Annotated in this window: 34 protein-coding genes, 1 tRNA gene and 4 pseudogenes; 35 read left to right on the forward strand and 4 right to left on the reverse strand. The window is 38.8% G+C overall.

Going from position 1 to position 21,856, the window contains the following annotated elements; genetic code table 11:
• Positions 1–133: 133 nt before the first annotated feature.
• The gene (locus tag P3L47_RS22835) at positions 134–346 is read left to right on the forward strand and encodes a hypothetical protein (RefSeq protein ID WP_277782232.1); all 213 of its coding nucleotides are present in this window, start codon (positions 134–136) and stop codon (positions 344–346) included.
• Positions 347–603: 257 nt separating this feature from the next.
• On the opposite strand, the gene P3L47_RS22840 is transcribed toward P3L47_RS22835, so the two are convergent.
• The 3 genes from P3L47_RS22840 to P3L47_RS22850 all read right to left on the reverse strand — a co-directional run bounded on the left by P3L47_RS22840 (position 604) and on the right by P3L47_RS22850 (position 2,020).
• A complete protein-coding gene (locus tag P3L47_RS22840; protein WP_277782233.1) occupies positions 604–1,170 on the reverse strand; it encodes a S24 family peptidase in 567 nt (188 codons plus the stop codon).
• Positions 1,171–1,183: 13 nt separating this feature from the next.
• Entirely contained in the window at positions 1,184–1,363 is a 180-nt protein-coding gene (locus P3L47_RS22845) for a hypothetical protein (protein WP_277782234.1), read from the reverse strand.
• A gap of 276 nt (positions 1,364–1,639) precedes the next feature.
• Positions 1,640–2,020, reverse strand: coding sequence for a hypothetical protein (locus P3L47_RS22850; RefSeq protein ID WP_277782235.1), 381 nt, complete (start codon positions 2,018–2,020; stop codon positions 1,640–1,642).
• A 527-nt stretch (positions 2,021–2,547) separates the two neighbouring features.
• Between P3L47_RS22850 and P3L47_RS22855 the strand changes: the two genes are divergently transcribed.
• The 33 genes and pseudogenes from P3L47_RS22855 (at position 2,548) to P3L47_RS23010 (ending at position 20,489) form a co-directional block, all read left to right on the forward strand.
• Positions 2,548–2,790, forward strand: coding sequence for a hypothetical protein (locus P3L47_RS22855; protein WP_277782236.1), 243 nt, complete (start codon positions 2,548–2,550; stop codon positions 2,788–2,790).
• 411 nt (positions 2,791–3,201) lie between these two features.
• Positions 3,202–3,495: a DUF3853 family protein gene (locus tag P3L47_RS22860; protein ID WP_277782237.1), complete on the forward strand. Its 294-nt coding sequence runs from the start codon at positions 3,202–3,204 to the stop codon at positions 3,493–3,495.
• Positions 3,496–3,523: 28 nt separating this feature from the next.
• Positions 3,524–3,599: transfer RNA gene (locus tag P3L47_RS22865), tRNA-Val, on the forward strand.
• 653 nt (positions 3,600–4,252) lie between these two features.
• A pseudogene (locus P3L47_RS23815) lies at positions 4,253–4,306 on the forward strand (hypothetical protein); the annotation flags it as partial.
• Position 4,307: 1 nt separating this feature from the next.
• The gene (locus P3L47_RS22870) at positions 4,308–4,715 is read left to right on the forward strand and encodes a HEAT repeat domain-containing protein (protein ID WP_277782238.1); all 408 of its coding nucleotides are present in this window, start codon (positions 4,308–4,310) and stop codon (positions 4,713–4,715) included.
• A 606-nt stretch (positions 4,716–5,321) separates the two neighbouring features.
• Entirely contained in the window at positions 5,322–5,822 is a 501-nt protein-coding gene (locus tag P3L47_RS22875; protein WP_277783735.1) for an ERF family protein, read from the forward strand.
• A 181-nt stretch (positions 5,823–6,003) separates the two neighbouring features.
• On the forward strand, positions 6,004–6,291 hold the full coding sequence (locus P3L47_RS22880; protein WP_277782239.1) for a hypothetical protein: 288 nt from the start codon (positions 6,004–6,006) through the stop codon (positions 6,289–6,291).
• Positions 6,292–6,295: 4 nt separating this feature from the next.
• A complete protein-coding gene (locus P3L47_RS22885) occupies positions 6,296–6,730 on the forward strand; it encodes a single-stranded DNA-binding protein (RefSeq protein ID WP_277782240.1) in 435 nt (144 codons plus the stop codon).
• Positions 6,730–7,164: a DUF1367 family protein gene (locus P3L47_RS22890; protein WP_277782241.1), complete on the forward strand. Its 435-nt coding sequence runs from the start codon at positions 6,730–6,732 to the stop codon at positions 7,162–7,164. Before P3L47_RS22885 ends, P3L47_RS22890 begins: the two co-directional genes overlap by 1 nt.
• Positions 7,165–7,169: 5 nt before the next feature.
• Positions 7,170–7,334 carry a hypothetical protein gene (locus P3L47_RS22895; protein WP_277782242.1) on the forward strand — a complete coding sequence of 55 codons (165 nt, stop codon included), beginning with the start codon at positions 7,170–7,172 and terminating at the stop codon, positions 7,332–7,334.
• Positions 7,335–7,639: 305 nt separating this feature from the next.
• Positions 7,640–7,753 (forward strand): annotated as a pseudogene (locus tag P3L47_RS23820) (DUF7666 domain-containing protein); the annotation flags it as partial.
• Positions 7,717–7,797 (forward strand): annotated as a pseudogene (locus P3L47_RS23825) (hypothetical protein); the annotation flags it as partial. The pseudogenes P3L47_RS23820 and P3L47_RS23825, both read left to right, overlap by 37 nt.
• A gap of 199 nt (positions 7,798–7,996) precedes the next feature.
• Positions 7,997–8,476, forward strand: coding sequence for a hypothetical protein (locus tag P3L47_RS22910; RefSeq protein WP_277782244.1), 480 nt, complete (start codon positions 7,997–7,999; stop codon positions 8,474–8,476).
• A 334-nt stretch (positions 8,477–8,810) separates the two neighbouring features.
• The gene (locus tag P3L47_RS22915) at positions 8,811–9,278 is read left to right on the forward strand and encodes a hypothetical protein (protein WP_277782245.1); all 468 of its coding nucleotides are present in this window, start codon (positions 8,811–8,813) and stop codon (positions 9,276–9,278) included.
• Positions 9,279–9,647: 369 nt separating this feature from the next.
• A complete protein-coding gene (locus P3L47_RS22920; RefSeq protein ID WP_277782246.1) occupies positions 9,648–10,007 on the forward strand; it encodes a hypothetical protein in 360 nt (119 codons plus the stop codon).
• A 147-nt stretch (positions 10,008–10,154) separates the two neighbouring features.
• Positions 10,155–10,283, forward strand: coding sequence for a hypothetical protein (locus P3L47_RS22925; protein WP_277782247.1), 129 nt, complete (start codon positions 10,155–10,157; stop codon positions 10,281–10,283).
• A gap of 101 nt (positions 10,284–10,384) precedes the next feature.
• Positions 10,385–10,915: a dUTP diphosphatase gene (locus tag P3L47_RS22930; RefSeq protein ID WP_277782248.1), complete on the forward strand. Its 531-nt coding sequence runs from the start codon at positions 10,385–10,387 to the stop codon at positions 10,913–10,915.
• Positions 10,916–11,139: 224 nt separating this feature from the next.
• The gene (locus P3L47_RS22935) at positions 11,140–11,916 is read left to right on the forward strand and encodes a phage antirepressor (RefSeq protein WP_277782249.1); all 777 of its coding nucleotides are present in this window, start codon (positions 11,140–11,142) and stop codon (positions 11,914–11,916) included.
• Positions 11,917–12,050: 134 nt separating this feature from the next.
• A complete protein-coding gene (locus P3L47_RS22940; RefSeq protein ID WP_277782250.1) occupies positions 12,051–12,572 on the forward strand; it encodes an HNH endonuclease in 522 nt (173 codons plus the stop codon).
• Entirely contained in the window at positions 12,556–13,464 is a 909-nt protein-coding gene (locus P3L47_RS22945; RefSeq protein ID WP_277782251.1) for a DUF4373 domain-containing protein, read from the forward strand. Before P3L47_RS22940 ends, P3L47_RS22945 begins: the two co-directional genes overlap by 17 nt.
• Positions 13,403–13,816, forward strand: a complete 414-nt coding sequence (locus tag P3L47_RS22950; RefSeq protein ID WP_277782252.1) for a hypothetical protein — start codon at positions 13,403–13,405, stop codon at positions 13,814–13,816. Before P3L47_RS22945 ends, P3L47_RS22950 begins: the two co-directional genes overlap by 62 nt.
• Before the next feature lie 242 nt (positions 13,817–14,058).
• Positions 14,059–14,709 (forward strand): hypothetical protein, encoded by a 651-nt coding sequence (locus tag P3L47_RS22955; RefSeq protein ID WP_277782253.1) that lies wholly within the window; start codon positions 14,059–14,061, stop codon positions 14,707–14,709.
• 272 nt (positions 14,710–14,981) lie between these two features.
• On the forward strand, positions 14,982–15,158 hold the full coding sequence (locus P3L47_RS22960) for a hypothetical protein (RefSeq protein WP_277782254.1): 177 nt from the start codon (positions 14,982–14,984) through the stop codon (positions 15,156–15,158).
• A gap of 362 nt (positions 15,159–15,520) precedes the next feature.
• Complete coding sequence (locus P3L47_RS22965; RefSeq protein WP_277782255.1) at positions 15,521–15,739, forward strand: hypothetical protein; 219 nt, start codon at positions 15,521–15,523, stop codon at positions 15,737–15,739.
• Positions 15,740–16,067: 328 nt separating this feature from the next.
• Positions 16,068–16,358, forward strand: coding sequence for a hypothetical protein (locus P3L47_RS22970; protein WP_277782256.1), 291 nt, complete (start codon positions 16,068–16,070; stop codon positions 16,356–16,358).
• Positions 16,359–16,374: 16 nt separating this feature from the next.
• Complete coding sequence (locus tag P3L47_RS22975) at positions 16,375–16,545, forward strand: hypothetical protein (RefSeq protein WP_277782257.1); 171 nt, start codon at positions 16,375–16,377, stop codon at positions 16,543–16,545.
• A gap of 13 nt (positions 16,546–16,558) precedes the next feature.
• On the forward strand, positions 16,559–16,774 hold the full coding sequence (locus tag P3L47_RS22980) for a hypothetical protein (protein ID WP_277782258.1): 216 nt from the start codon (positions 16,559–16,561) through the stop codon (positions 16,772–16,774).
• Positions 16,775–16,800: 26 nt separating this feature from the next.
• On the forward strand, positions 16,801–17,682 hold the full coding sequence (locus P3L47_RS22985; RefSeq protein ID WP_277782259.1) for a DNA-methyltransferase: 882 nt from the start codon (positions 16,801–16,803) through the stop codon (positions 17,680–17,682).
• 32 nt (positions 17,683–17,714) lie between these two features.
• Positions 17,715–18,083: a hypothetical protein gene (locus tag P3L47_RS22990; RefSeq protein WP_277782260.1), complete on the forward strand. Its 369-nt coding sequence runs from the start codon at positions 17,715–17,717 to the stop codon at positions 18,081–18,083.
• Positions 18,084–18,535: 452 nt separating this feature from the next.
• The gene (locus tag P3L47_RS22995; protein WP_277782261.1) at positions 18,536–18,943 is read left to right on the forward strand and encodes a hypothetical protein; all 408 of its coding nucleotides are present in this window, start codon (positions 18,536–18,538) and stop codon (positions 18,941–18,943) included.
• The gene (locus P3L47_RS23000; RefSeq protein ID WP_277782262.1) at positions 18,921–19,571 is read left to right on the forward strand and encodes a hypothetical protein; all 651 of its coding nucleotides are present in this window, start codon (positions 18,921–18,923) and stop codon (positions 19,569–19,571) included. The genes P3L47_RS22995 and P3L47_RS23000 overlap by 23 nt, the downstream gene beginning before the upstream one ends.
• A gap of 97 nt (positions 19,572–19,668) precedes the next feature.
• Positions 19,669–20,238 carry a hypothetical protein gene (locus P3L47_RS23005; protein WP_277782263.1) on the forward strand — a complete coding sequence of 190 codons (570 nt, stop codon included), beginning with the start codon at positions 19,669–19,671 and terminating at the stop codon, positions 20,236–20,238.
• A gap of 2 nt (positions 20,239–20,240) precedes the next feature.
• Positions 20,241–20,489, forward strand: a complete 249-nt coding sequence (locus P3L47_RS23010; protein WP_277782264.1) for a hypothetical protein — start codon at positions 20,241–20,243, stop codon at positions 20,487–20,489.
• Here P3L47_RS23010 and P3L47_RS23015 read toward each other — a convergent pair.
• Positions 20,481–21,728, reverse strand: coding sequence for an RNA-guided endonuclease TnpB family protein (locus tag P3L47_RS23015; RefSeq protein WP_277782265.1), 1,248 nt, complete (start codon positions 21,726–21,728; stop codon positions 20,481–20,483). The two genes, P3L47_RS23010 and P3L47_RS23015, sit on opposite strands and share 9 nt — an antisense overlap.
• A 28-nt stretch (positions 21,729–21,756) precedes the next feature.
• On the opposite strand from P3L47_RS23015, the pseudogene P3L47_RS23020 reads away from it, so the two are divergent.
• Positions 21,757–21,852: pseudogene (locus P3L47_RS23020) on the forward strand (transposase); the annotation flags it as partial.
• Between the last annotated feature and the right edge of the window lie 4 nt (positions 21,853–21,856).

The following is a 21,856-nucleotide window of genomic DNA, read 5'->3' on the forward strand; positions in this document are numbered from 1 at the left end:
TGGATCTACGCCTAGCCACCTGATGGCGGGCTAATACCAATTAAATACCGGCTGAAACCAGCCAACCGGAGGTGCGTTAAAATTCCGCACAGCCATTATTATGCGATTTTTATAACTATAATTTATTTTACACATGAAATCAAAGATTGAAGAAATAGAAGGTATAGAGTGTTCTTATACAGTATTTACTGTTCTCTGCGACAGTATGGACAACGGACTTAGAACCAGTTTTGAAAGAGGCGACAGGATATTTACGGTTCCTGTTTCTATAGACGAATTAAAAAGGAAGACCATAGGGGATTTTGGCTTCTTAAAACAGACTGCAGCGTTTTATTTAAACAGATAACAGGCTACGACAAGGATAGTGATACATTCATCTTCCATTCTTTGAACCCTTTGTTTAAAGATATCTTAGTGGATGCAGGGAAGATAGAAAAAGCCTACAGGGTTGTTAGAAAGAAGGGAAGATCGGTCACATATTCATCATTCGAAGATGTGTGATTGAAGAATTAAAGTAGGATCATCTTTGCGACCTTCAGTCATTCAGTCCGAAGGTCACAAAGTCCCCTGTATTAATACTCTACCGGTTTAGGGTTCTTTTTATCACATAATAAAGCTTTTGAATTTCGTCAATAGACAATTCAAAGTCACTGTATTCGGAGACGGGTTAAGAGAATGAAGAGTTATAACCCCTCGCTCCATGTCTTGACTGACTATCTGCTTGATCAAAACAGATGATCCGAATGCTATCACCCAGTATGGATGATCCGTATATCTAAGCTTGTCCTTCCAGTATATCCTGTTTAGTTCACGGACTAAAAGCCTGTCGCCGGCTTCAAAGCTTTGCCTGGTCCCGTCATCCATACTATCATTCTTCACCTCGAAGGATAAATAATTACCATGTGCGATCTGAGATACTTCGAACGATTCTTCCTCCCAGTCATCCCTATCCTGTTCCAGTGTATCATGCACATTTGCAAACCTTCCATATGCGCAATAAGGCACAAGCTTAACAGTCATCCGGTACTTTCCATTACCCAAATCATAAAACTTGGCTCCGCTAGTCGTTTCGGTGAAAAATACGCCTTCTTTTGACGGGGATAATGAAGCATCTATTACAGGGGAATCTTCATTCAGCATATTACCCTCTCCCGTCAGAAGCCAATCCAAATTAAATAATCCATCAAAGCCCTACAGAAACGAGATAAAAATCATCGTTTAAATATCCTCCCCTATCTTTCAATGCATTACTTATAGTAACCCTGTTGGCGTTCATAGTTTTTGCCAAATCGGTTTGAGTATGGATTTTACCTATGCTCCTCAAATATTGATAAGCATCATTAAGTCTTTCTACTTTTCCCATATTACTAAATAACATACATGTAATTAGAATATACTACATTAATTTAGTATATTTACACCGGAATCAAGTTGCGGATGATACCGACTAAATTGTTTAACTGTTCCCGTAAGGGACTATATAGGCGACTTAACTTCAAACCGCAACTTTGGAGTTGGTCGTCTTTACATGCTATGAAAGAGCTGGTTAAATACATTGAAACGTTACCCATTAAAGAATTTGTATATACGATTGGTATATTATACATTATTGTATTTGTTATAGCTATCGTATTTGCAATCACTTTGTTTTGTCAACTTCTGAAATCCCATAATCGGGATTCTTGGTGGAAAAATTAGGCTTCATTCTTGGCAAAGAAACTGCTATAGAGAATTTTATTCTACTTTCTGCGCCTTTTATACTTTCCTTATTACCTGAAACTATTTCGATCCCCAACTTCCCTGTACCCTTTTTAGTATGTGTTACACATACATCAAACTGTACCGGCTGAACAACAGACACTGCCCCATCTCCCATATCTAATATATGCCTTGGAGATGTAAGAACCCCAAATTGATTAGGATTTATACAAGCCTCATTTTCAGCCGCAAAAACCTGAGCATCCTTAACCCCGGCAATTATCTCCTTTAATATTTCACTAACAAATTCTTTTAGATCCATGATACTATATAAATGTACGCGAAACCTCTCAAAAGTTAAACAATGTTTATATACTAACTTTTTGTTGTATACAATTTTGATACTACACAAATGTAGTATATATTTGCAATGTCAGAACGATACAAAGGTACGCAACTTTAGTGGTTGAAACAATAGCATAAAAGTATCATTCTTTCCTAAACTGGTGGTTAGTAACCAGTCAACGCTTGAAATCGCAGTTTTTCGTATCCAACAACGACAAAGTGGCGCATACCTGCAATATAGCAGACGCGATACATACTCGTGAAAAGCAGATTCGTGACATGTCCGATGAGTGCAGCGGGGCTAAATTAGGAAAAATACAATCGGTTCCTGGCTGTGTAGGCGAAAGTTTGTACACAACCAGGGACTTTATATAGGCTGTGTGGTGAAAAAGGTAGACACATTACTCTATGATAGGACGATCAATCATTAGAGGTAAGAGCTTGATAACTCATCCTGGTTCGACCCCAGGCACAGCCACATTTACAATAACACTTAAAATGAATATGGAAAAAGTAATTGAATTTACAGACGAAGTTAAAACCGTTGAACTGTTTAATCAAATGAAAGTCGGAGTAATATACAGAACTCCTTTTGCTGAAAACAGGTTTAACGGCATTAAATCAGAAGCTTCAAGAAGGAATAAAGAGGCTAGAATCGCCGGAAAACTAAAATCCCAAATGGATTTGATGTACAGAATATCGACCATCCATCCTCGCGGATATATATCGATTATAAAGTTAAAATAGCATGGAACGCATATTTCCGGAACTCACAGTTGAATGTGAGCGAACAGCCATCATGTACTGCTCCGGTTTGGATAAAAAGAAATTGCAGAAATCAAATGCAGGTCAACAAGTACCATTGTAAACCAGCTAAGAACTGCCTATGAGAAATTAAATATAATAAACGGCAGGCAACTTACTCTTATCCTGGCTGAACGCATTTCGGGGCTTCGCATCACATTTGACTTTTCATCGGCAACCAAATCGGTAATAGCCGGATGCTTGCTTATCTTACTAATTGTAGATCACAATATGGATATGAGGAGACAACGGTTAAGACGGTCAAGAGCGAACAACAACACAGAGATGGTTTGCAGGGTCCGATCAATGTCAAGAGGGAGAAATGTATTACTCATAACGTAAAAATATAATCAAATGGATATAGCCAATATGCCAGCAACGGAAGTAACAGCAGGTCAACTGGCTGACCTTATTATACAAAGGCTTTCAAGTAAAATTACAACTGAAACAAACGTAGGTTCTAAAATGGTTAGGGGACTTGCTCCTTTAGCGGAAAGACTAGGAGTTAGTATGAGTACCATTGTAAGATTGAAACGGAAGGAAGTCTTTAAGGATTCTATAAAACAAAATGGGAAAATAATCCAGGTAGACTTGGATAAGGCAGTAGAAGACTACTATGACAAGACAAATAGGAAAGGAAGAAAATAACAACTATCCAGGATGATATTTCCATATGGGGGGATAGCTCAATAGGTTAGAGCGCATATGATTACATCATATGATTCACGGCGGTTCGAATCCGTCATCCTCCCCTTTGTGTAATATGAATTATAAGTTTATTAAGTTTTGTACTGCACCAGCCGAGAGGTCCGTGTATTATTTAATATCCGATTAAAAATGAAGAATTAAGTATTCAACCCGTCTCGTCTGCGAAGATACAGGCGGGCAAATGGCTTAATGGCGAAATGGTAGACGCTAAAGATGTTCCGTTTATAGGCAGGTTGAGAGACTAGCGTACTTGTAAAATTAATCGCACTTAAAACTCCTGTCGTCCCGGTTCGATTCCGGGTTAAGCCACATATGGCATTTGCTTAAATACTATAGGTTAGGTATAGACCGTGCCCGCCGAGAGGTTCGCACGGTTATTTTATAAACAATAAAAATCAAATATATATGAAAAAGGTATTTCTTGCAATCCTGCTATTTGCGGGTTTTATCCTCGTGATATCCGAGAGTGACACCTTTGTGCCCAACGTTTTAGGATTAATAATGTGCTGCATATCGGCATATAACCTTAAAGTCTTTAAGGCATGAGGGATATTTATATAAGAGACCCCGACGGAGATTACGACTACGACGGATACGAAGAGACGGAAGATCCCGAAGATATTTATCAGAGGGATTGGGAAGCAAGTACTTTAAATTGGTAATACTTTAATTAAAATAATATGGATAAAAAGAAATTTTGAACAGCGACTGGACTGTCCGCCGCTCTGCAGCCCGCAACCCAAACACGCCGGTTGAAACGCTTGTGGAACTGGCTAAGGACAGCGACTGGAATATCCCGCTATGCAGCCGACAACCCCAACATGCCGGTTGAAACGCTTGTGGAACTGGCTAAGGACAGCGACTGGGATGTCCGTCGCTATGCAGCCGGCAACCCCAACATGCCGGCTGAAACGCTTGTGGAACTGGCTAAGGACAGCTGCTGTTATGTCCGTAGCTCTGCAGCCGACAACCCCAACATGCCGGTTGAAACGCTTGTGGAACTGGCTAAGGACAGCTACTGGACTGTCCGTAGCTCTGCAGCCGGCAACCCCAACATGCCGGTTGAAACGCTTGTGGAACTCGTTAATGACAGCGACTGTGATGTCCGTAGCTCTGCAGCCGGCAATCTCAACACACCGAGATATACAGAAAAAAAATAACCATTTTATAGTTACAGATACACATGTGGATGTTTTTGTGGATCAAGATCCCAGCTTCTTTCTCGGATTTACTCAATAGACAATATAACCTCAAATCCAGCCGAAAGAATAAAGATATTGAATGCGTTGACAATAAATTCGAAGAAGTATTTGGGAAGTAAATAGATCTTTTCCTGAGGTGTAAATCATCCTCATATCGGCAACCGCGAGCCTTAGAAAGTGGTAGCCCTTGACGCTTGCACCTGGCCCGGTGGGATGAAGCACGGTAGGTAGGGGACGAATATAATCAATCAATTATTTATTAATTAATCAAAGCCGATGTAAAGGACATCGTGATGCGAGCCCTCTTTTAATGTTAATTTTATTATTGTTGACCGCCGGGAAAGACCGGCAACTGGGCGTATGGCTTAATGGTATAGCGTTTCCAAACGGAAAAGAAAGGGGTTCGATTCCCTGGCGTCCACAAACTAAATATAAATGATATGGAAAGATCAGAATCAATAAAAGAAATTGCTAATGCACTTTGTAAATTTCAGCAAGAAGTAGGCAAGATCAAAAATCAGCAAACAACCGTTTTTCAAGTCTAAATATGCTACATTATCTGACATATTAGATGTTATACAAGAGCCTTTATCTAATAGCGGGCTATCTGTAATGCAGTTACCAGTTGGTGAAAACGAACTAGAAACTATAGTAATGCACATATCCGGAGAATTTATTGCCAGCAAGTACACAATGAAACCCGTCAAAAATGATCCCCAAGGCGTTGGATCGTGTATAACATATCAAAGGAGATATGCTTTAGGGGCTGCATTAAGCTTAAATATTGACGAAGATGATGATGGCAACAAGGCGTCTCAAAACTCACCATCTAAACCAGCAAACTCTAATCAAAAGAAAGTTCTTACAAGGGAACACCTGAATAACAAAGAATCGATGAATGCTATTTGCAAATGGATTTATAATAAATCAACAGAAGCAAAAGCAAACAAGCAGCGATTCTCTATAGCAGCTTTGATAGAACAAAATTACCAAGTAACACCTATAGAAATAAATACTATCAGTGAAGTGTATCAACAATATTTAATCAACAATAATCTAAAATGAGCAATATAGAGCTATTTAATTCTATACCTGTCAATAAGACAGAGCAGGAGAGTGTTTCGAACCGGTTGATCCTATCGGTATTGGATGGGACGTAAACCCAATAGAAGCTACAGTAAAAGCCAAAGGCATAATTGAAGCATTGACAAAATTTGTCAACGATGACCGGATCAAGGACTGTACAATGTCGGAAATTGAGAAAAACGGTAAAGAAACCTCTTGGAATGGAGCTAAACTTACAATAAAAGAAGTAGGCGTAAAATATGATTATACAGATTGCTCCGATCCTATATATAATGACTTAGTCCAGCAAAAACAGTTGCTGGATAAAAAGATAAAAGACAGAGAAGGATTTTTAAAATCTCTATCAGGAAGAACAACGATAGTAGATGATGAAACAGGAGAAGTATCCACAATCATCCCCCCTGTCAGAATGGCTAGTCAAGGATATTCAATAACATTTAAAAAATAATCAAATGAGCAAATCAATAAATCAAGTCCTCCTTGCCGGTAACGTCGGCAAAGATCCGGAAGTCAGGACGCTGGACGGAGGCGTTAAGGTTGCAACCTTTTCTCTTGCCACCTCCACCGGAGGGTATAAGAAACAAGATGGTACAGAAGTAGCTGAAAAAACTCAATGGCACAGTATTATTGCCTGGAGAGGTTTGGCTGAAATCGCAGAAAAGTACGTCCATAAAGGCGACAAAATCATTATCATGGGTACCCTGCAATACAGGGAATACGAGAAGGACGGTATTAAACGATATGTTACCGACATTTTAGCGTACGACCTAATGCTGTCGGGTAAAGGAGACAGTTCAAATTCTAAGTCTCCATTAACAGCGGAAGATGCACCTTCACAAGCGGATTTTCCACCAATTGGACCTGAAATAGATCAACTTCCTTTTTGATGGAACTATACCTCCTTAATACAGCCAGCGGATTAAAACCATGTTATGATTCTGACTATGACGAGAAAAAGAAACTCAAGTTAGGGCATACATACAAGGCTAGAATCACGCTGGCTCGTAATATAGACTTTCACCGCAAATACTTTCAGCTGATAAATACGGCATGGGCTTATCAAAATGAAGCTACGACAAGACATTTCAAAGAAGACATAAATTGCTTTCGGAAGACAGTAGAAGTAGCAGCAGGTCATTGTGATACCGTATACAGCTTGGCACGAAAGGAATGGATAGACATTCCTAAGTCAATAGCTTTTGATAAAATGGACGAAGCGGAGTTTCAAAATTTATATGATCGAGTAAAAGACGTATTATTCTCTGTATTCTTACATAATATATCCGAATATGATTTTATGAATAATCTTTCTAATTTTTGATACAAATGAAAGAGAACCCACCTCCTCAGTATCTTCTGTCCTCTCTTCTTCGTCATGCAAGGATAGCTGCCGAGCATTTTGATGCTACAGGCAAGAAGCCTAAGGTGGTGGATTCTGTAAGGTTGCTAAAGAAGGATTTAAAGAAATTGGAAAAGTATATTTCTAAATAAGTAATATATGGAAATATGAAAGTAGTACACGTTCATTTAATCTTTAAAAGACCGATCATTATTTCGGTAGCATATCTGCCATATTCGATCATTTAAAAGAAGAGGATATAGGAATGACTAAAAAATCTCTTCTTCATTCTCTCTCTTCTGATATGATTGTTACAGGCAAAGCTATTATTAAACGTAGAGAAATATTAAGATGTAAATCAAAGTAATATTATGGATAAAATTAAAGGTTATAAAGGTTTCAACAAAACCTACAATGCAGGGGATTTCAATATGAAACAGGAAAAGAATACGAAGAAAAAGAAGCTATTAAAGCATGTTATAACGGATTTCATTTCTGTGAAAATCCATTTGATGTGTTTTCTTATTATCCACCATCCGATGGAAATGGGAAAATAGATATTGCGAAGTAGAAGCTTCAGGTACTCTTGATAAAGAAGTTAACGGAGACAGCAAAGTTGCTTCATCAAAACTAAAAATAAAAGCTGAAATTGGTTTAAACGGAATTATTAAAGCAGGAATAGACTTTATTTTAGAAAAGATCGATTGGAGAAATAACGCATCGGAAAACACCGGTAACCGGTCAGCTGCAACGAACACCGGTAACTGGTCAGCTGCAACGAACACCGGTTACCAGTCAGCTGCAACGAACACCGGTGACCAGTCAGCTGCAACGAACACCGGTGACCGGTCAGCTGCAACGAACACCGGTGACCGGTCAGCTGCAACGAACACCGGTGACCGGTCAGCTGCAACGAACACCGGTGACCGGTCAGCTGCAACGAACACCGGTGACCGGTCAGCTGCAACGAACACCGGTTACCAGTCAGCTGCAACGAACACCGGTGACCGGTCAGCTGCAACGAACACCGGTAACTGGTCAGCTGCAACGAACACCGGTGACCGGTCAGCTGCAACGAACACCGGTAACTGGTCAGCTGCAACGAACACCGGTTACCAGTCAGCTGCAACGAACACCGGTGACCAGTCAGCTGCAACGAACACCGGTGACCGGTCAGCTGCAACGAACACCGGTGACCGGTCAGCTGCAACGAACACCGGTGACCGGTCAGCTGCAACGAACACCGGTGACCGGTCAGCTGCAACGAACACCGGTGACCGGTCAGCTGCTATAGTACAAGGTAAAGAGTCTATAGCTATAGTTACAGGTTACAAATCTAAAGCTCAAGGCTGCATAGGCAATTGGCTTGTCCTAACAGAAAGAGGTGACTGGAATGGTGAGGGTTATCCAATTAAAGATGTTAAAACGGTAAAAGTTGATGGCAACATTATCAAAGAGAATACCTTCTATATGCTTATTAATGGCAAAATAGAAGAAGTAGAATAATTACAAACAAACCAAATCCGACATTAAAGGGTGCCGTGAGATGTGAGACCTCTGTTTGCCTTACTTTGGTAACCCTAGATATGAAGAAATGGTAAAAGAATATAGATATAAATAATTGCAAGATGAAAATAACAATCAACAAGCCAACAGAATTTGAAGCGATTTATTTAAAAGTAGATGCAGGTGTCAGATATTGGGATGATGCCGAAGTAAATGGAGTAAAAGATACTGTTTGTGATGAAACAAACAGTGCGCCAACAATGCCATGTACTGCATATGTGGAATGTAAACATAGCAAAGAACGGCAATGGCGTTGGCAACCTCTTATAGACATAGATAATGGAATAATAGTCAACTGGAAGCAAGGGACTACCGCTGTTATTCACTACAAGGTATGTGATGATTTTAAATGTGATATTCTCGATAGTAATAAAGATATTATTGCATCTTATGATGGTTATGTACCCGAGATTATGTGTCCTGCAGATGTAGGATACGGTGACTACATCATTATGAATATTGATGAATACGGGGTTATACTAGGATGGAGAAATGATTTGATTAATGAAATTATAGAACAAAATGAATAGTTACGAGTACATCCCTGACTGGAAGATATGGGGATAAAATAGTGTGTTTTTCATGGTATTAGTTTAAGTTAAGTTACCCCTGCCGTCCGTGAGGATATGCAGGGTATTAGGGGCGAAAGGTGGTACCTGCATTAGATTGGTTCGATTCCGATCCGTCCCACATTTGATATTAGCATTATGGATTTTGGATACGACATACCGGATTTCGATCCGGATGATTACGACAATTATAATTATGATTAAAAAAGACAGAGTGATAGGCATTGACCCCGATTGTGACAAATCAGGAGTCACAGAACTGCATGTTAAGTCAAGGTGTTTAAACGTGACTAATCTTTCATTTCCTCTCCTTGTGGATTACTTAAAACAATGAAGGAAGAATTTGTTGATCGACAAAAAGAATCGGTTATAGTAGTTGTTGAAGCTGGCTGGATGAATGAAAGTAACTGGCATGCTACACGCTCCTCTCCTGCCGCCGCCGCAAAGATCGGTCAGAATACCGGTCGCAACCATGAAGTAGCAAGAAAGATCGCTGAAATGGCCAGGCATATAGGACTGGAAGTTGACGAAATTAAACCTCTCCGTAAATGTTGGAAAGGTAAAGACGGAAAGATTACCCAGGATGAGCTATCGAAGATAGTAGGAGGACTTGACAGGCGACTGAACCAAGATGCAAGAGACTCTGCTATTTTAACATGGGTTTATGCTGGCTTACCAATAAAATTATAGTATGGCAAAGAAAGAAATAATTCACGCAAGATGTCGTGACTGCATACACTCTAAATCCTTCTCCGAATTGGAAATAACCTGCAAAGAGAAGAAAATTAACTTAGTAGCTAACTCTATAAGAATATGTTATTTATTTATAAGTAAGTCATGTCAAAGATGAAAACTTACCGGATACCGGAACAGGAAGGTGGAATACCTCCCGAACCGAATATCGAGCGCATCCCTGTAAAGATCAATAAAAAGACTACGATCCTTGTCAAAAAGGATGCAATATAGAAGAACATGTTAATAGATTCAAGAACAGAGAAATATCAACTCCAGGGTACATTCCTTGGGACTAACATTCAATATGAATATAACAAATAACTTTTATTAAAATGAAAGTAAATATTAAGAAATTGCATAAAGATGCCGTTATGCCATCCTACGCGCATGATACAGATGCAGGACTTGATTTAACAGCTGTATCAAAGGAAATTGATAATTATGGGAATGTTGTATATGGTACCGGTTTGGCTATCGAAATACCACAAGGATATGTTGGACTTGTTTTCCCACGATCAAGCAACAGTAGAAAAAATTTGATATTGACAAATTCTGTTGGAGTTATTGATAGCGGTTATCGTGGAGAGATAAAATTCAAATATAGAGTGACAACAACACGAACAAAATATACTAAATGGTGGCGCAATATCTTATTTTTATTCAAAAGTCCACAAGAAACAAAATTACTTATGAATAAAAATACTGATTATGTTTATGATGTTGATAACAGATATTGCTACTCCGTAGGCGACCGCATTGGTCAATTAATTATCATACCATATCCCAAGATTGAATTAGAAGAAGTTGAAGAGCTTTCAGAATCAGATAGGGGGACTGGTGGATATGGTAGTACTGGATATTGATCAAAAAATCGTTTTTTCTTTGGCGTTTTGAATTTGGGTTGTATCTTTTCCCAACTTTCGAAAAAGGAAAAGGAACTGGCAGACATTAAGCGTCTCCTGTCACGATTGTCTTACGAGATAGATTCTAAGCTAGGGATATATTAAATATCATTATAGTATGAATCGGGCGGCTAGTATACGGCTGCCCTGCAATCTTATTGTCTAAAAATTAAACATCATATTTTATGAACGGAATTGAAATATTCAAGAACGAACGTTTCGGTGAAGTGAGAGTAGCCGGTACTAGTGAAAACCCTTTATTCTGCCTTGCAGATGTTTGCAAAATTTTAGGATTGCGTGTAGACGCTGTACAATCAAGATTGACGGATGCCCCCATTCGGATTGGGGTCACCGATTCAATTGGTAGAGAACAACAAATGAATTTTGTCAATGAAAAGAACCTTTACAAAGTAATCATGCGATCCGACAAGCCGCAAGCCGAACCATTCCAAGATTGGGTATGCGGAGAGGTTCTCCCTTCCATCCGTAAGCATGGTGCATATATGACAAACAACACATTAGAGAAGGCTTTGACTTCACCTGATTTCTTGATCCAATTAGCCACTAACCTCAAGGAGGAACAACAAAAACGTATCGAGGCCGAGCAAAAGATTCAGTCTGACGCTCCCAAGGTACTATTTGCCGATGCAGTGTCCACATCCCGACGTTCATGCCTGATAGCTGAGTTGGCTAAGATTTTGCAACAAAACGGCATCAAGATCGGACAAAACAGATTATTCGAGTGGCTTCGTAAAAACGGCTACTTATGTCAAAAAGGACAATACTATAATCAGCCATCACAAAAATCAATGGAACTAGGGCTATTTGAAATAAAGCAGACGACTATTAACAAACCTGATGGATCTGTACTTGTATCTACGACCACAAAGGTCACGGGAAAAGGGCAAATATATTTCGTATATAAGTTTCTAAACGCTCAAAGCCCCGTCATTTGCGCATAATACAAGTATAACCGAGAGGTTGATGGACGAGATCAAGAGGACTATCAAATAGCCCTACCCTATTCACGTATTTGATCATTCCCCGGTTTAGGCCGGGGAGTATATTGTATTGTATAATTTTTAAATCAAAATTTATGATCAAACGAGGATTCAATAAACTTACCTCTAAAGAATACTCTTTGCTAAATAAAGTAGTCAATGGGAAAGTGGTCAGGTCTTTCTACTCTGACGATGGCGATGTAATAAGAAGCTGTATCCCATCGTATAGGCAGATGAAATCGTTTGCTAGGAAACATAAAACGATTTATGCGCTTGACGGGACAGTTGTAAAACGTATGCCGTTTGGCGGCAGAGAACTATATCTATTCATCGAAAAACATGGGATTAGTTCAAGGATATATGACGCTATCAAAGAAGAGACGATGAAGCTGAATGATAGCATAAAGAAAAAGGTATTTGATCGTGACGGTAGATTTTGCTCCGTGTGCGGCAGTTCTGAAAAACTCAATGTAGATCATATTATGCCTGTATCACGAGGTGGTTTTACGGTGTTGGAAAACCTTCAAGTTTTATGCGAGAAATGTAATTTGCAAAAAGGGAATAGAACAATGGATGAATTTAAATTGTGGAGAAATAAACATGGCACGACCAAATAAAGAAGGACTAGACTATTTCCCTTTCGATACTAATTTATTCCAAGACATTCGCATCCGTAAACTAATCAAGTATCAAAGCGGTAAAGCCGTAACAGTATATGCTCTCCTGCTATGTTTTATCTACAAGGATGGGTACTACATGAGGTGGGACAAAGAGTTGCCCTTCATTATATCGGAACAAACTGGGTTTGAAGAGGCGTATGTATTGGAGGTGATTAACAGCTGCTTGAAACTGGGATTATTTTCCAACGAATTATATACGTCTGATGGGATATTGACTTCGAGAGGAATACAAGAGAGATATAAAAAAATATGCGATTTATGCAGAAGAAAAAGTGAAATTTCGGAGTTTTCACTTATTTCTTCGGAAGAAAAACCGATTTATTCCGAAGAAAAGCCTGTAAACTCCGCAAAAAGTACACAAAGTAAAGTAAAGGAAAGTAAAGTAAATATAGGAGATTCTAACGAATCTTTTGTATGTGGGACTTCGCAGCCCCACGCTGAGCATATCGACTACTCCGAACTTGTCAAATTCTTCAACGAAGAGACGAAAGGCGTTTTCGGAACAATACATCTACCTCTCTCGGATACTAGGAAAGGAATGATTAATGCTCGTATCAAAACATACGGAAAAGAAACCTTTATAAAAATGATACAAATAGCATTAAACAGTGATTTTCTCAAAGGTCAAAATAAAAATGGCTGGCGAGCTTCTTTTGATTGGCTTATTAAGCCTACTAATTTTGAAAAAGTAATATCGGGTAATTATGACAACAAAAATAGCGGACGAAATACAACTTCAAGTTGCACAAATGAGGACATATCCACAGATGTCGCCGAAGGAATCGCAAGAGCTTATTACAATAAGCAAAAACGAAAACAAGGAAATTAGTCTGTATTCAGGAGAAATTGCTACTCCCAACGATGTCCTTGTAGCAACCAATCGCCTGAAAGCAGCTTTTCCTAAGATGTCAGGCAGTTTTTTTAGTCTACTGGCAGAACGTATCATAGAAAACAATTTCACGCCTGAAAGGCTGTCTGATGCCGTAAATCAACTCATAGATAATTTCAACTATAAAGAACTTAATATAGCTGACATTATCAAGTTTGATAAAAAAGTAAAATTGTACTCCTATAACGATGTATGCAAAATGGTTTCAAAAGGAGAAGCCTCTTTTGCAGACTTTGTTATTAAAGAAATTGACGGGACTCATTACAGAGTCAAAAAAACCGATTTAAAATAAAATCATGAACCAAGAAAAGAAATATTTCCACCTCCTGACAAAAGAGGAGGCTGAATATGCCATGTCTTTACCAAGGCACGTGTTCCAAAAATCATATCAAAGTCCAGGATGTTGCCGGTTCGCAGATGCCATGGACCGGACATTTGGATGCCCGTGGATTTTTAAAGACGAAGAACACAGAACTCAGATTATCAAACAATGCGGGGAATGTCCTTGCGCAAAAGAAAACAGAGTGACGAAATATGAAGTATAACAGCTGGGAAGATATAGATCAAGGCACAGGAGGTCTTGTTACGTCTCTGACATACATAGTCCTGTTTCTGAACGATCAAGTATACAACTCCGTACTCCAATTGAGGGACGAAGTGAGAATTACCCCATTTTACAAGCAGGAAGTTAAGAAAAATGTAAATGACCTTTACAAATACATGCGGTCGTATAACACCAACATAGGCATTACGGCAAAAGTAAATGCTGATGCATTGGCGATAATCACGCAAAGTATGGAAGACGACATAAAGCCGCATATCGACAAGTATGGATTTGCTATTAGTCAAGCCCTACATAATGCAGGATGTCACGGAGAACTGAATCAACTTATCTCTATCAGTTCTATAATAGACATGCTTTGTCAAGCATCTAAGATTACAATTCGTGATTTCTACACGGCTATATGCAAGTATGCACCTCTTGCCTGTAACCCGTTATTGTATCTTTCGATGGATAAAGCCATGTTTTTGTCAAGAAATATAACAGATAGCCTTACCCCGAAAGACGTACATGTAAACTTAAATGAGATACCGGCAATATCAACGGCATTTCAAGCAATAGCAAACAAGCTGTTGAGCCCAGAGGTGTTTGAGAAGGCTTTTAATGAATGTGAAAATCAATAGAATATAAAAATAAGGGGATATTATGACAATAGATCAGAAATCAGAACAATACTCCGGAAGAATAAGTAATCAGAGCGGAGTCTACACCAAAGAAGAAATTGAGACAGCCTATGTCACAGGCTACAGCGAAGCCTAACAGGAAGCCATTAAAGCCTTTGACATATACCTCAGAAACTATCAAGGGTTAGACGCCTCGGAAAAACGTTATAAGGCTCTTATGGACGATTTTAAAAACATTGTGAGAGAAACGTTATATCATAATTAAAAAAAACATGAACTTAATTGATGCTTGGGTAACAAAGGTGCAGGGAAAGCCTTATTACGAATACGACAAATGGTGGATTAAAGTCGAATATGTAGACGAAGGTAGAAACGGCACCAGCACTCTAATGTTTGAGACTAAAGAAGAAGCTGACAATGTTCAGCCTGGTTATAAATTTTTACACTAAAAAGAACCGAGTATGGTAACATTTAATAAACAACTATCGAAAAGTATTCTTCTTGTTTGTGGAGAACTGAATAATTGGGGATATGAATAAGTAGAGGATAAAGAAGAGTACGATAGCATTCCTTTCCCTAAATGTTTCGAGCTAACATTTAAGTTTTATGATTGTGAGTTCACTGCTTACTTCAGTCAAAAGAATATTGAAAAAGATAGCTTTGAACCGATATCTCTAGAAGGAGATGGAGATTTGTTCGACAGCTTTAACCAAAAGATGGAGGATGAAGAATTTAAGGATGATATAAAAACAGCCTGTGAGAAAATTTGGGAAGAGAGTTTAGAATGGCTTTAATCTAAAAAATAACGAATATGAAAGTAAGACAGGCGCTAAAAACAGTCAAGCAGCCCTCGCCATGTGAAACCGATCCAAAGTGTGGTAGTTATTGGGACAGATACCGTAGAGCCAATAATTACGTGAACAGGCTTTATAATAAGAAATTGCACTCATTAAAAAGAAGCGGAAAACTTTTCTTGAATGAGAAAGAACTTGATGAAATATTCAACAAAATAAATAATAAAAGGAAATGAAGATAGTAACAATCATGTGCTTGCTGGCTTTACTGGCCGGATGCACCTCTCGGAGAGAATCAATTTCAAGTAAGCCGAACCGGTTTACAGAACAGTTTCAACAAGCGGATTCCGTTTTTAACAAGCAATACGGGAAGGAGGTAAATTGTGGGAAATTATTACGATGAAAATGGCGTGTATCATATAGTTCCGAATGAAGAGGCCTTAGATAGAGGTCCTTATACCTGGAAAGGTTCGTCTACCAAAAGGGGGAATAACAGTAAAGCTATTACTAAACGTAGGAAGAAAAACAAAAACAAGAAAACTCATAGATAAATAGAACTGAAGTATGATAAAGAAAAACGTAAAAATGGATGACCGTACAGACGTTACGGTGGTAGAATTTGGAACAGGTGACATCCACATAATAGGCTTAGACTGGAATGAAGAGGACGCTCATGGCGTATTATTTTCAGAAGATGTACCGAAAGATATTACTAAGTGGAATAGCGTGGATAATGTAATTAAAAACATATCAGAGGCTAAAAATCCTGTTGTTCTTCGTTTCACTCGCATAGAATCGATAGATCAACTCATAGACTCTTTGGTTGAAGTCAGAAACGCTTTCAAATCAAGATAAATTAAAAATAATTGATATGTACAAAGTTTTAATTAGATACGAATCAGGTGCTTGGGTAGAAGTTAAATCCAGCTACAACCGCGAGGAAATAGAAGGCTATGCCTTTACTCAGCTTGTGAATAAAGAATATATGATAGTAAGCGTTCTCAGGCATCATAGCGGGGAACCGGAAGAATTTCAACTTTAAAAAATAATGAAACATGAAAACGAAAGAAGAAGAAATAAAATATCTCGTTGATTTTGAAATGAAAGCTACTCTCAATGTGCCAGAAACGGTAAGACGTAGCTTTGAAGCCGGCGCAGCATGGGCTGAAAAGAATAAAGAAAAATCGAAGGTTAGATGCCTTAGAGACAGTACAAAGACCTGTAATTTATGCCACGACTGCGACATTTATGTATTGAATCCAAATTATTAACTCTAAACTAAAAATAACTGAAGCAAATGGATATAAACAAAATATATAATGAAGATTGCCAGGAGAGTATTAAACGAATACCTGACGCTAGCATCGATTGCATACTAACAGACCCGCCATACCTTTACTTGACAGGTCATAAATTAGATATACCATTCAACGAAACCGCCTTATTCTCTGAATTTAAACGAGTATTGAAGAAAGACGGATTTGTTGTGTTGTTCGGGCGTGGGACGTCATTTTATAGATGGAATACGATATTGTCCGATCTAGGATTTATTTTTAAGGAAGAGTGTGTGTGGCATAAAAATTACCCCAGTTCTCCGCTGTTGCCAATATGCCGAATACACGAAACTGCGTCAATACATACTAAAGGTAAAGGGATCATTAACCGAGTTAAAGTTCCCTATATCGAAAAGAAAAAATATGATTTTGATAGTATTATAAGCGACATAAAAAGATTAAAGACCGTGCTGACTAATAATAATCATCTCGTAGCAGTTGAAAAGTACATATGTACTGGTGTTGCCATAAGCGAAAATAAAACAATCAAAAGCAGTACAGTTACCATTTCTTCCGACACTCTTGGAAAGGCTGACAGATGTGTATCTATCATGAAATCAATGACAGAAGGAATGAACGAAAGTTCTATTATTCGTGAAACTCCTGAAAAATTTAAAGCGATTCATCCAACCCAGAAACCAGTTCGTTTGCTTGAACGATTATTAGCTCTTACAACTCAACCGGGATCAATTGTCTGCGATCCATTCTCAGGCAGTGGTTCTACGGCTGTAGCCTGTATCAATACTGGGCGTAAATTTATCGGATTTGAAATCGACAAAGAGTATTACGACGCTAGCATGGAGCGCCTAAAAAAGGCTTTGTCTGAGCCTAAATTAGCCATGTAGTATTAATTCCAAACTAAAAATAACTGAGTATCATGGATAAAATACAGAGATTAGAAGCTAAAATACAGCGGATCAAGGAAGAGGAAGCTGATAAAAAGAAAGCTAAGTTTCAATATCTCGTAGGTCAATGTCTCCACCGGGCACATACATCATACGAAAAGATTACAGCGATAGATCAGGTTAATACAGATAGGTATGGGGATGAAATTACATTCGATTGCATCCATGTTCATTTCGACAATAGAGGTGATGAATATAACAGTAGTGCAAGTATTCAACTTGATGGATATGGTTCGGACTATGCGGATGACATTGATAAACATATCATAAGCCTTGATGACTTTAACAGGGCTTTTAATGCTTGTGTGGATTTAATAACGAGAAAAATTAAAAATAAATGAAGATATGAAGTATTTAAGAATACATACTGCGTTGTGGGCTATAATATGTCTTATATCTGTATTGCTTAATGCAATATGTTATATTCTCTATGCTTTTGTTAGATTCACTTGGTGTTTCCAGGTTGAAAAATGGAGCGATTTTAATAGATGTGATAATCGGTGGAGTAACCATTGGGATGGAACTACATACGTAGACCACACACCACTGGATACTTTTAGGAGATATTTTAATATGTTTGATTAACAACTAAAAAATTATGAGCAGATCAAGAAAATACAGTTTACTACTCGGTTCAAAGGCAAAATACACTTGTTTTGGATTAAGAGGATGTAGTCACGGAATGTATAGTTCTGGAGGTTTTAATTACTGGGTATATGGAATAAAAGGATTGATTTCTTTTGAAATATATGAAGGATGGGGATTATATAGAAACAATCATAACTAAAAAGAAATGAACCAAGCAATAAGAGAGAGAGCGGAAGCATATCAAAAAGATATGTTTATCCTTGACGGATATCTAGTTAGATTTGATAGCGTTGGTATACGTTCTCCCAGATATGTCGCTTTTAAAGCAGGTGTTGAGTGGATGCTTGAACAACTTTCTGTGATTAAACTTCCATCTAAACTCATGCCCGAAACTGGAATAAACTTAGAAAATGGTCAGATTTTAGCAACGACAGACGATTGTATTATTTTCTATGGAAATGGTAAATGCGATACCGCTTACAGGGAATGGACAGAAGATACTGGATGGAGATGGAAGGTTAAATATGGACCAGCTATTGAAGATGATAAGGTTTTATTTTGGATGTGGAATAATTTAAAAAAAATCGAATATGAAAAAGATAATGTTCAATGATCGCTTAGGTCTGACACAGGCCGTACTGGAAGGTCGAAAGACGATGACAAGAAGAATAGCCTCTATACAACCTCCGTATGAAAAGAATGAAATTGCATTTCCTGTATTTGCAGGTGATGGCGAAGACTCTCCGCTATGGCTTGCATATTGTTGGGTAGATAAAGACAATCCGGGCGAGCACACAAAATGGATTAAGCCTCAGTATAAAAAGGAAGGCGAAATTATAGCAATAGCACAATCCTACAAAGATCTTGGTTATGATCCCGACTCACTTGATAGAGATCCTAAAGACTTAGGGATAAAAGGGTTCATGAAAGATTCAGCCGGTTGGAATAATAAAATGTTTGTTCGTGATGCTGGTTGCAAACATCATATCCGAGTGACTAATGTCAAAATACAACAGTTACAGGATATATCGGATGAAGATTGCTTGAAAGAAGGAATTATCAAAGGCCAATGCGGAAGTAAGGCTAACGGTATGATGGATGCTTATTATATCCCAAATGACAACCAGCCATATTGTACACCTAAAGACGCCTTTGAAATACTGATAGACCAGATATCGGGTAAAGGTACTTGGGAACGAAACCCCTGGGTTTGGGTGTACGAATTTGAATTGGTAAAATGATTCAAATCACGGAAGAAATATTGATTAAAAGCTAAAAGAACTAGAAACAAGCCGCTTAAAGGAAAGTATATTAAGATATTATTAAAAACAGTTGAATATGAAAAAAGAAATAAGAGTACAATTACCGGATGGCTGCAATGATGCCAAGGTTCAAGTAGAAAACGGGATGGCAATAGTTGAGTTTTTATCGAAAGAAAAGGTTTTCAACCCCAAAGAAGGCGATTTCTGCGTGGCTGAATTGCCAAAGTGTTGTTATACATTTATTTGTACAGGTTATGGAATAAATATGCCCTATTACTTGAATTACCATGTACTTTATGATAGAAAAGAAAATTTGTATTATGGGTTTACTATTTTTGACTATGAGCCCAAATATCGTTTTGCAACAGAGGCAGAGAAGCAAGAACTTATCAATGCTCTTACTAAAGAAGGCAAATATTGGAATGCTGAAAAGATGTGCATAGATGAGTTACCAAGGTGGAGGGCGAATAAAGGAGAATGTTACTTTTATGTGAATAGATTTACAAACATCAATCTAATGAGAGATTATAGAGATGATGTAGACGCCGGATTGTACTCATTAAGTAACTACTTCAAAACCGAAGAAGCAGCCCAAAAGGTTGCTGGTCAGATAAGGGAGATATTCAAGAATAGTAAAGTAGAATGAGTATGGATTATCCTATTTTGATGACAAAGGTGTATTGGATGAATACTCCTTTGTCTACAGCACGTCATTATGGAGGTGTATCGATTAATGGTAAAAAATATGAAATCGTAAACAAATATGGTGAATCAATCATTGAAATATCAATGAGAATGGTTATGAATGGAGAAAAAGGTCTTGCTATAGATCCAAGCGAACCTGCAGACCTTATACTTCAAGAATGGATTCCCGTATGTGAACTACCGCTAAGCTAAAGACTTAGCGGCTTCAGAGATACCAGTACCTCCTCTCTTTTCCTGCTTCTTCCTGCCACGGCTTTTTAGGACACAAGGTCGGTCATCCACCGTTGGGCAGTCCACAGGCTTAACTTTCCCACGCTCCGCGGGTAGGGCTTTCAAGCCAAATTCTTTGATATTACAAGCCGCGTTGAAGTCCCGGTCATGGTATGTACCACAAACAGGGCAAGTCCAACTTCGCTCGCTCAGCTTCAAGCCATTATAGACATAGCCGCACCTGTGGCAAGTCTTCGAGCTGGGAGCAAAGCGGTCTATAACAACGAGGTTCACTCCATACCACTTGCATTTGTATTCCAACAGGGTGCGGAACAGACCAAAGGAAGCATCCGATATGCTTCCGGCGAGGTGATGGTTGCGCACCATGCCTTTCACGTTCAAGTCTTCCATGCAGATGGTTCGCACTTGGCTGTCGTGCGTCAGCGCATAGGTTACTTTGTGCAGGTGGTCTTTCCGCTGGTTGGATATTCTTTCATGAATACGGGCTACTTTTACACGCGCCTTGTTTCGGCTGGCAGAGCCTTTCTGCTTGCGGCTAAGTTGCTTCTGCCTGCGCTTCAGCAGCACTTCGGAGCGTTTCAGATTCTTCGGGTTCTCAAAGGTGCGTCTGTCAGAACAGATGGCAAGACTGCTGATGCCGAGGTCTATACCAAGGGAGGTCTCAGCCCCGATGGGATGCAACGGAAGTTCCTCAATGGACGTATCTACCAATACCGATGCAAAGTACTTTCCCGATGGCGACATGCTGATGGTGACGGTTTTTACAGCCCCTTTGAACGGTCGGTGAAGTACGGCAGGAATATTTTTCGCCTTGGGGATACTGATAGAGGAACTGCCAAAGTCAACGCTGCAATGCTGCGGGCAATGGAAGCTCTGCCTGTCCTTTCGTGATTTGAATCTCGGAAAGCCTACCGATTTCACGTCACGGAAGAAGTTCTTGTAAGCCGTATCAAGATTGCGGAGCGAACTTTGGAGTGATTGGGAGTTAACTTCGGAGAGCCATTCTTTTTCCTGTTTCAGCTCGCTCTTCATACGGTTGGTGAGATAGATATTACTGAGCGATTCCTTGTTGCTCTTGTAGGCTTCTATCTTCAAGTTGAGTGCCCAGTTATAGACAAAGCGACAGCAGCCAAAAGTCTTTGCGAACAAAATCTTTTGATCATCATTCGGGTATATTCTATATTTGTAAGCACGTAACATGATACAAAGGTAGCAAAACTTATGATTGAAAGAAAATACATTTTGGACGGATGGATATTTTGTGACATCTGTAGGAAATGTAAGTCAAGAAACCATCAAAAGGCACATTGAGAACCAAGGGTAGCTGC

The sequence above is a fragment of the Parabacteroides chongii genome, from assembly GCF_029581355.1.
In the GTDB taxonomy this organism is placed as follows: domain Bacteria; phylum Bacteroidota; class Bacteroidia; order Bacteroidales; family Tannerellaceae; genus Parabacteroides; species Parabacteroides chongii.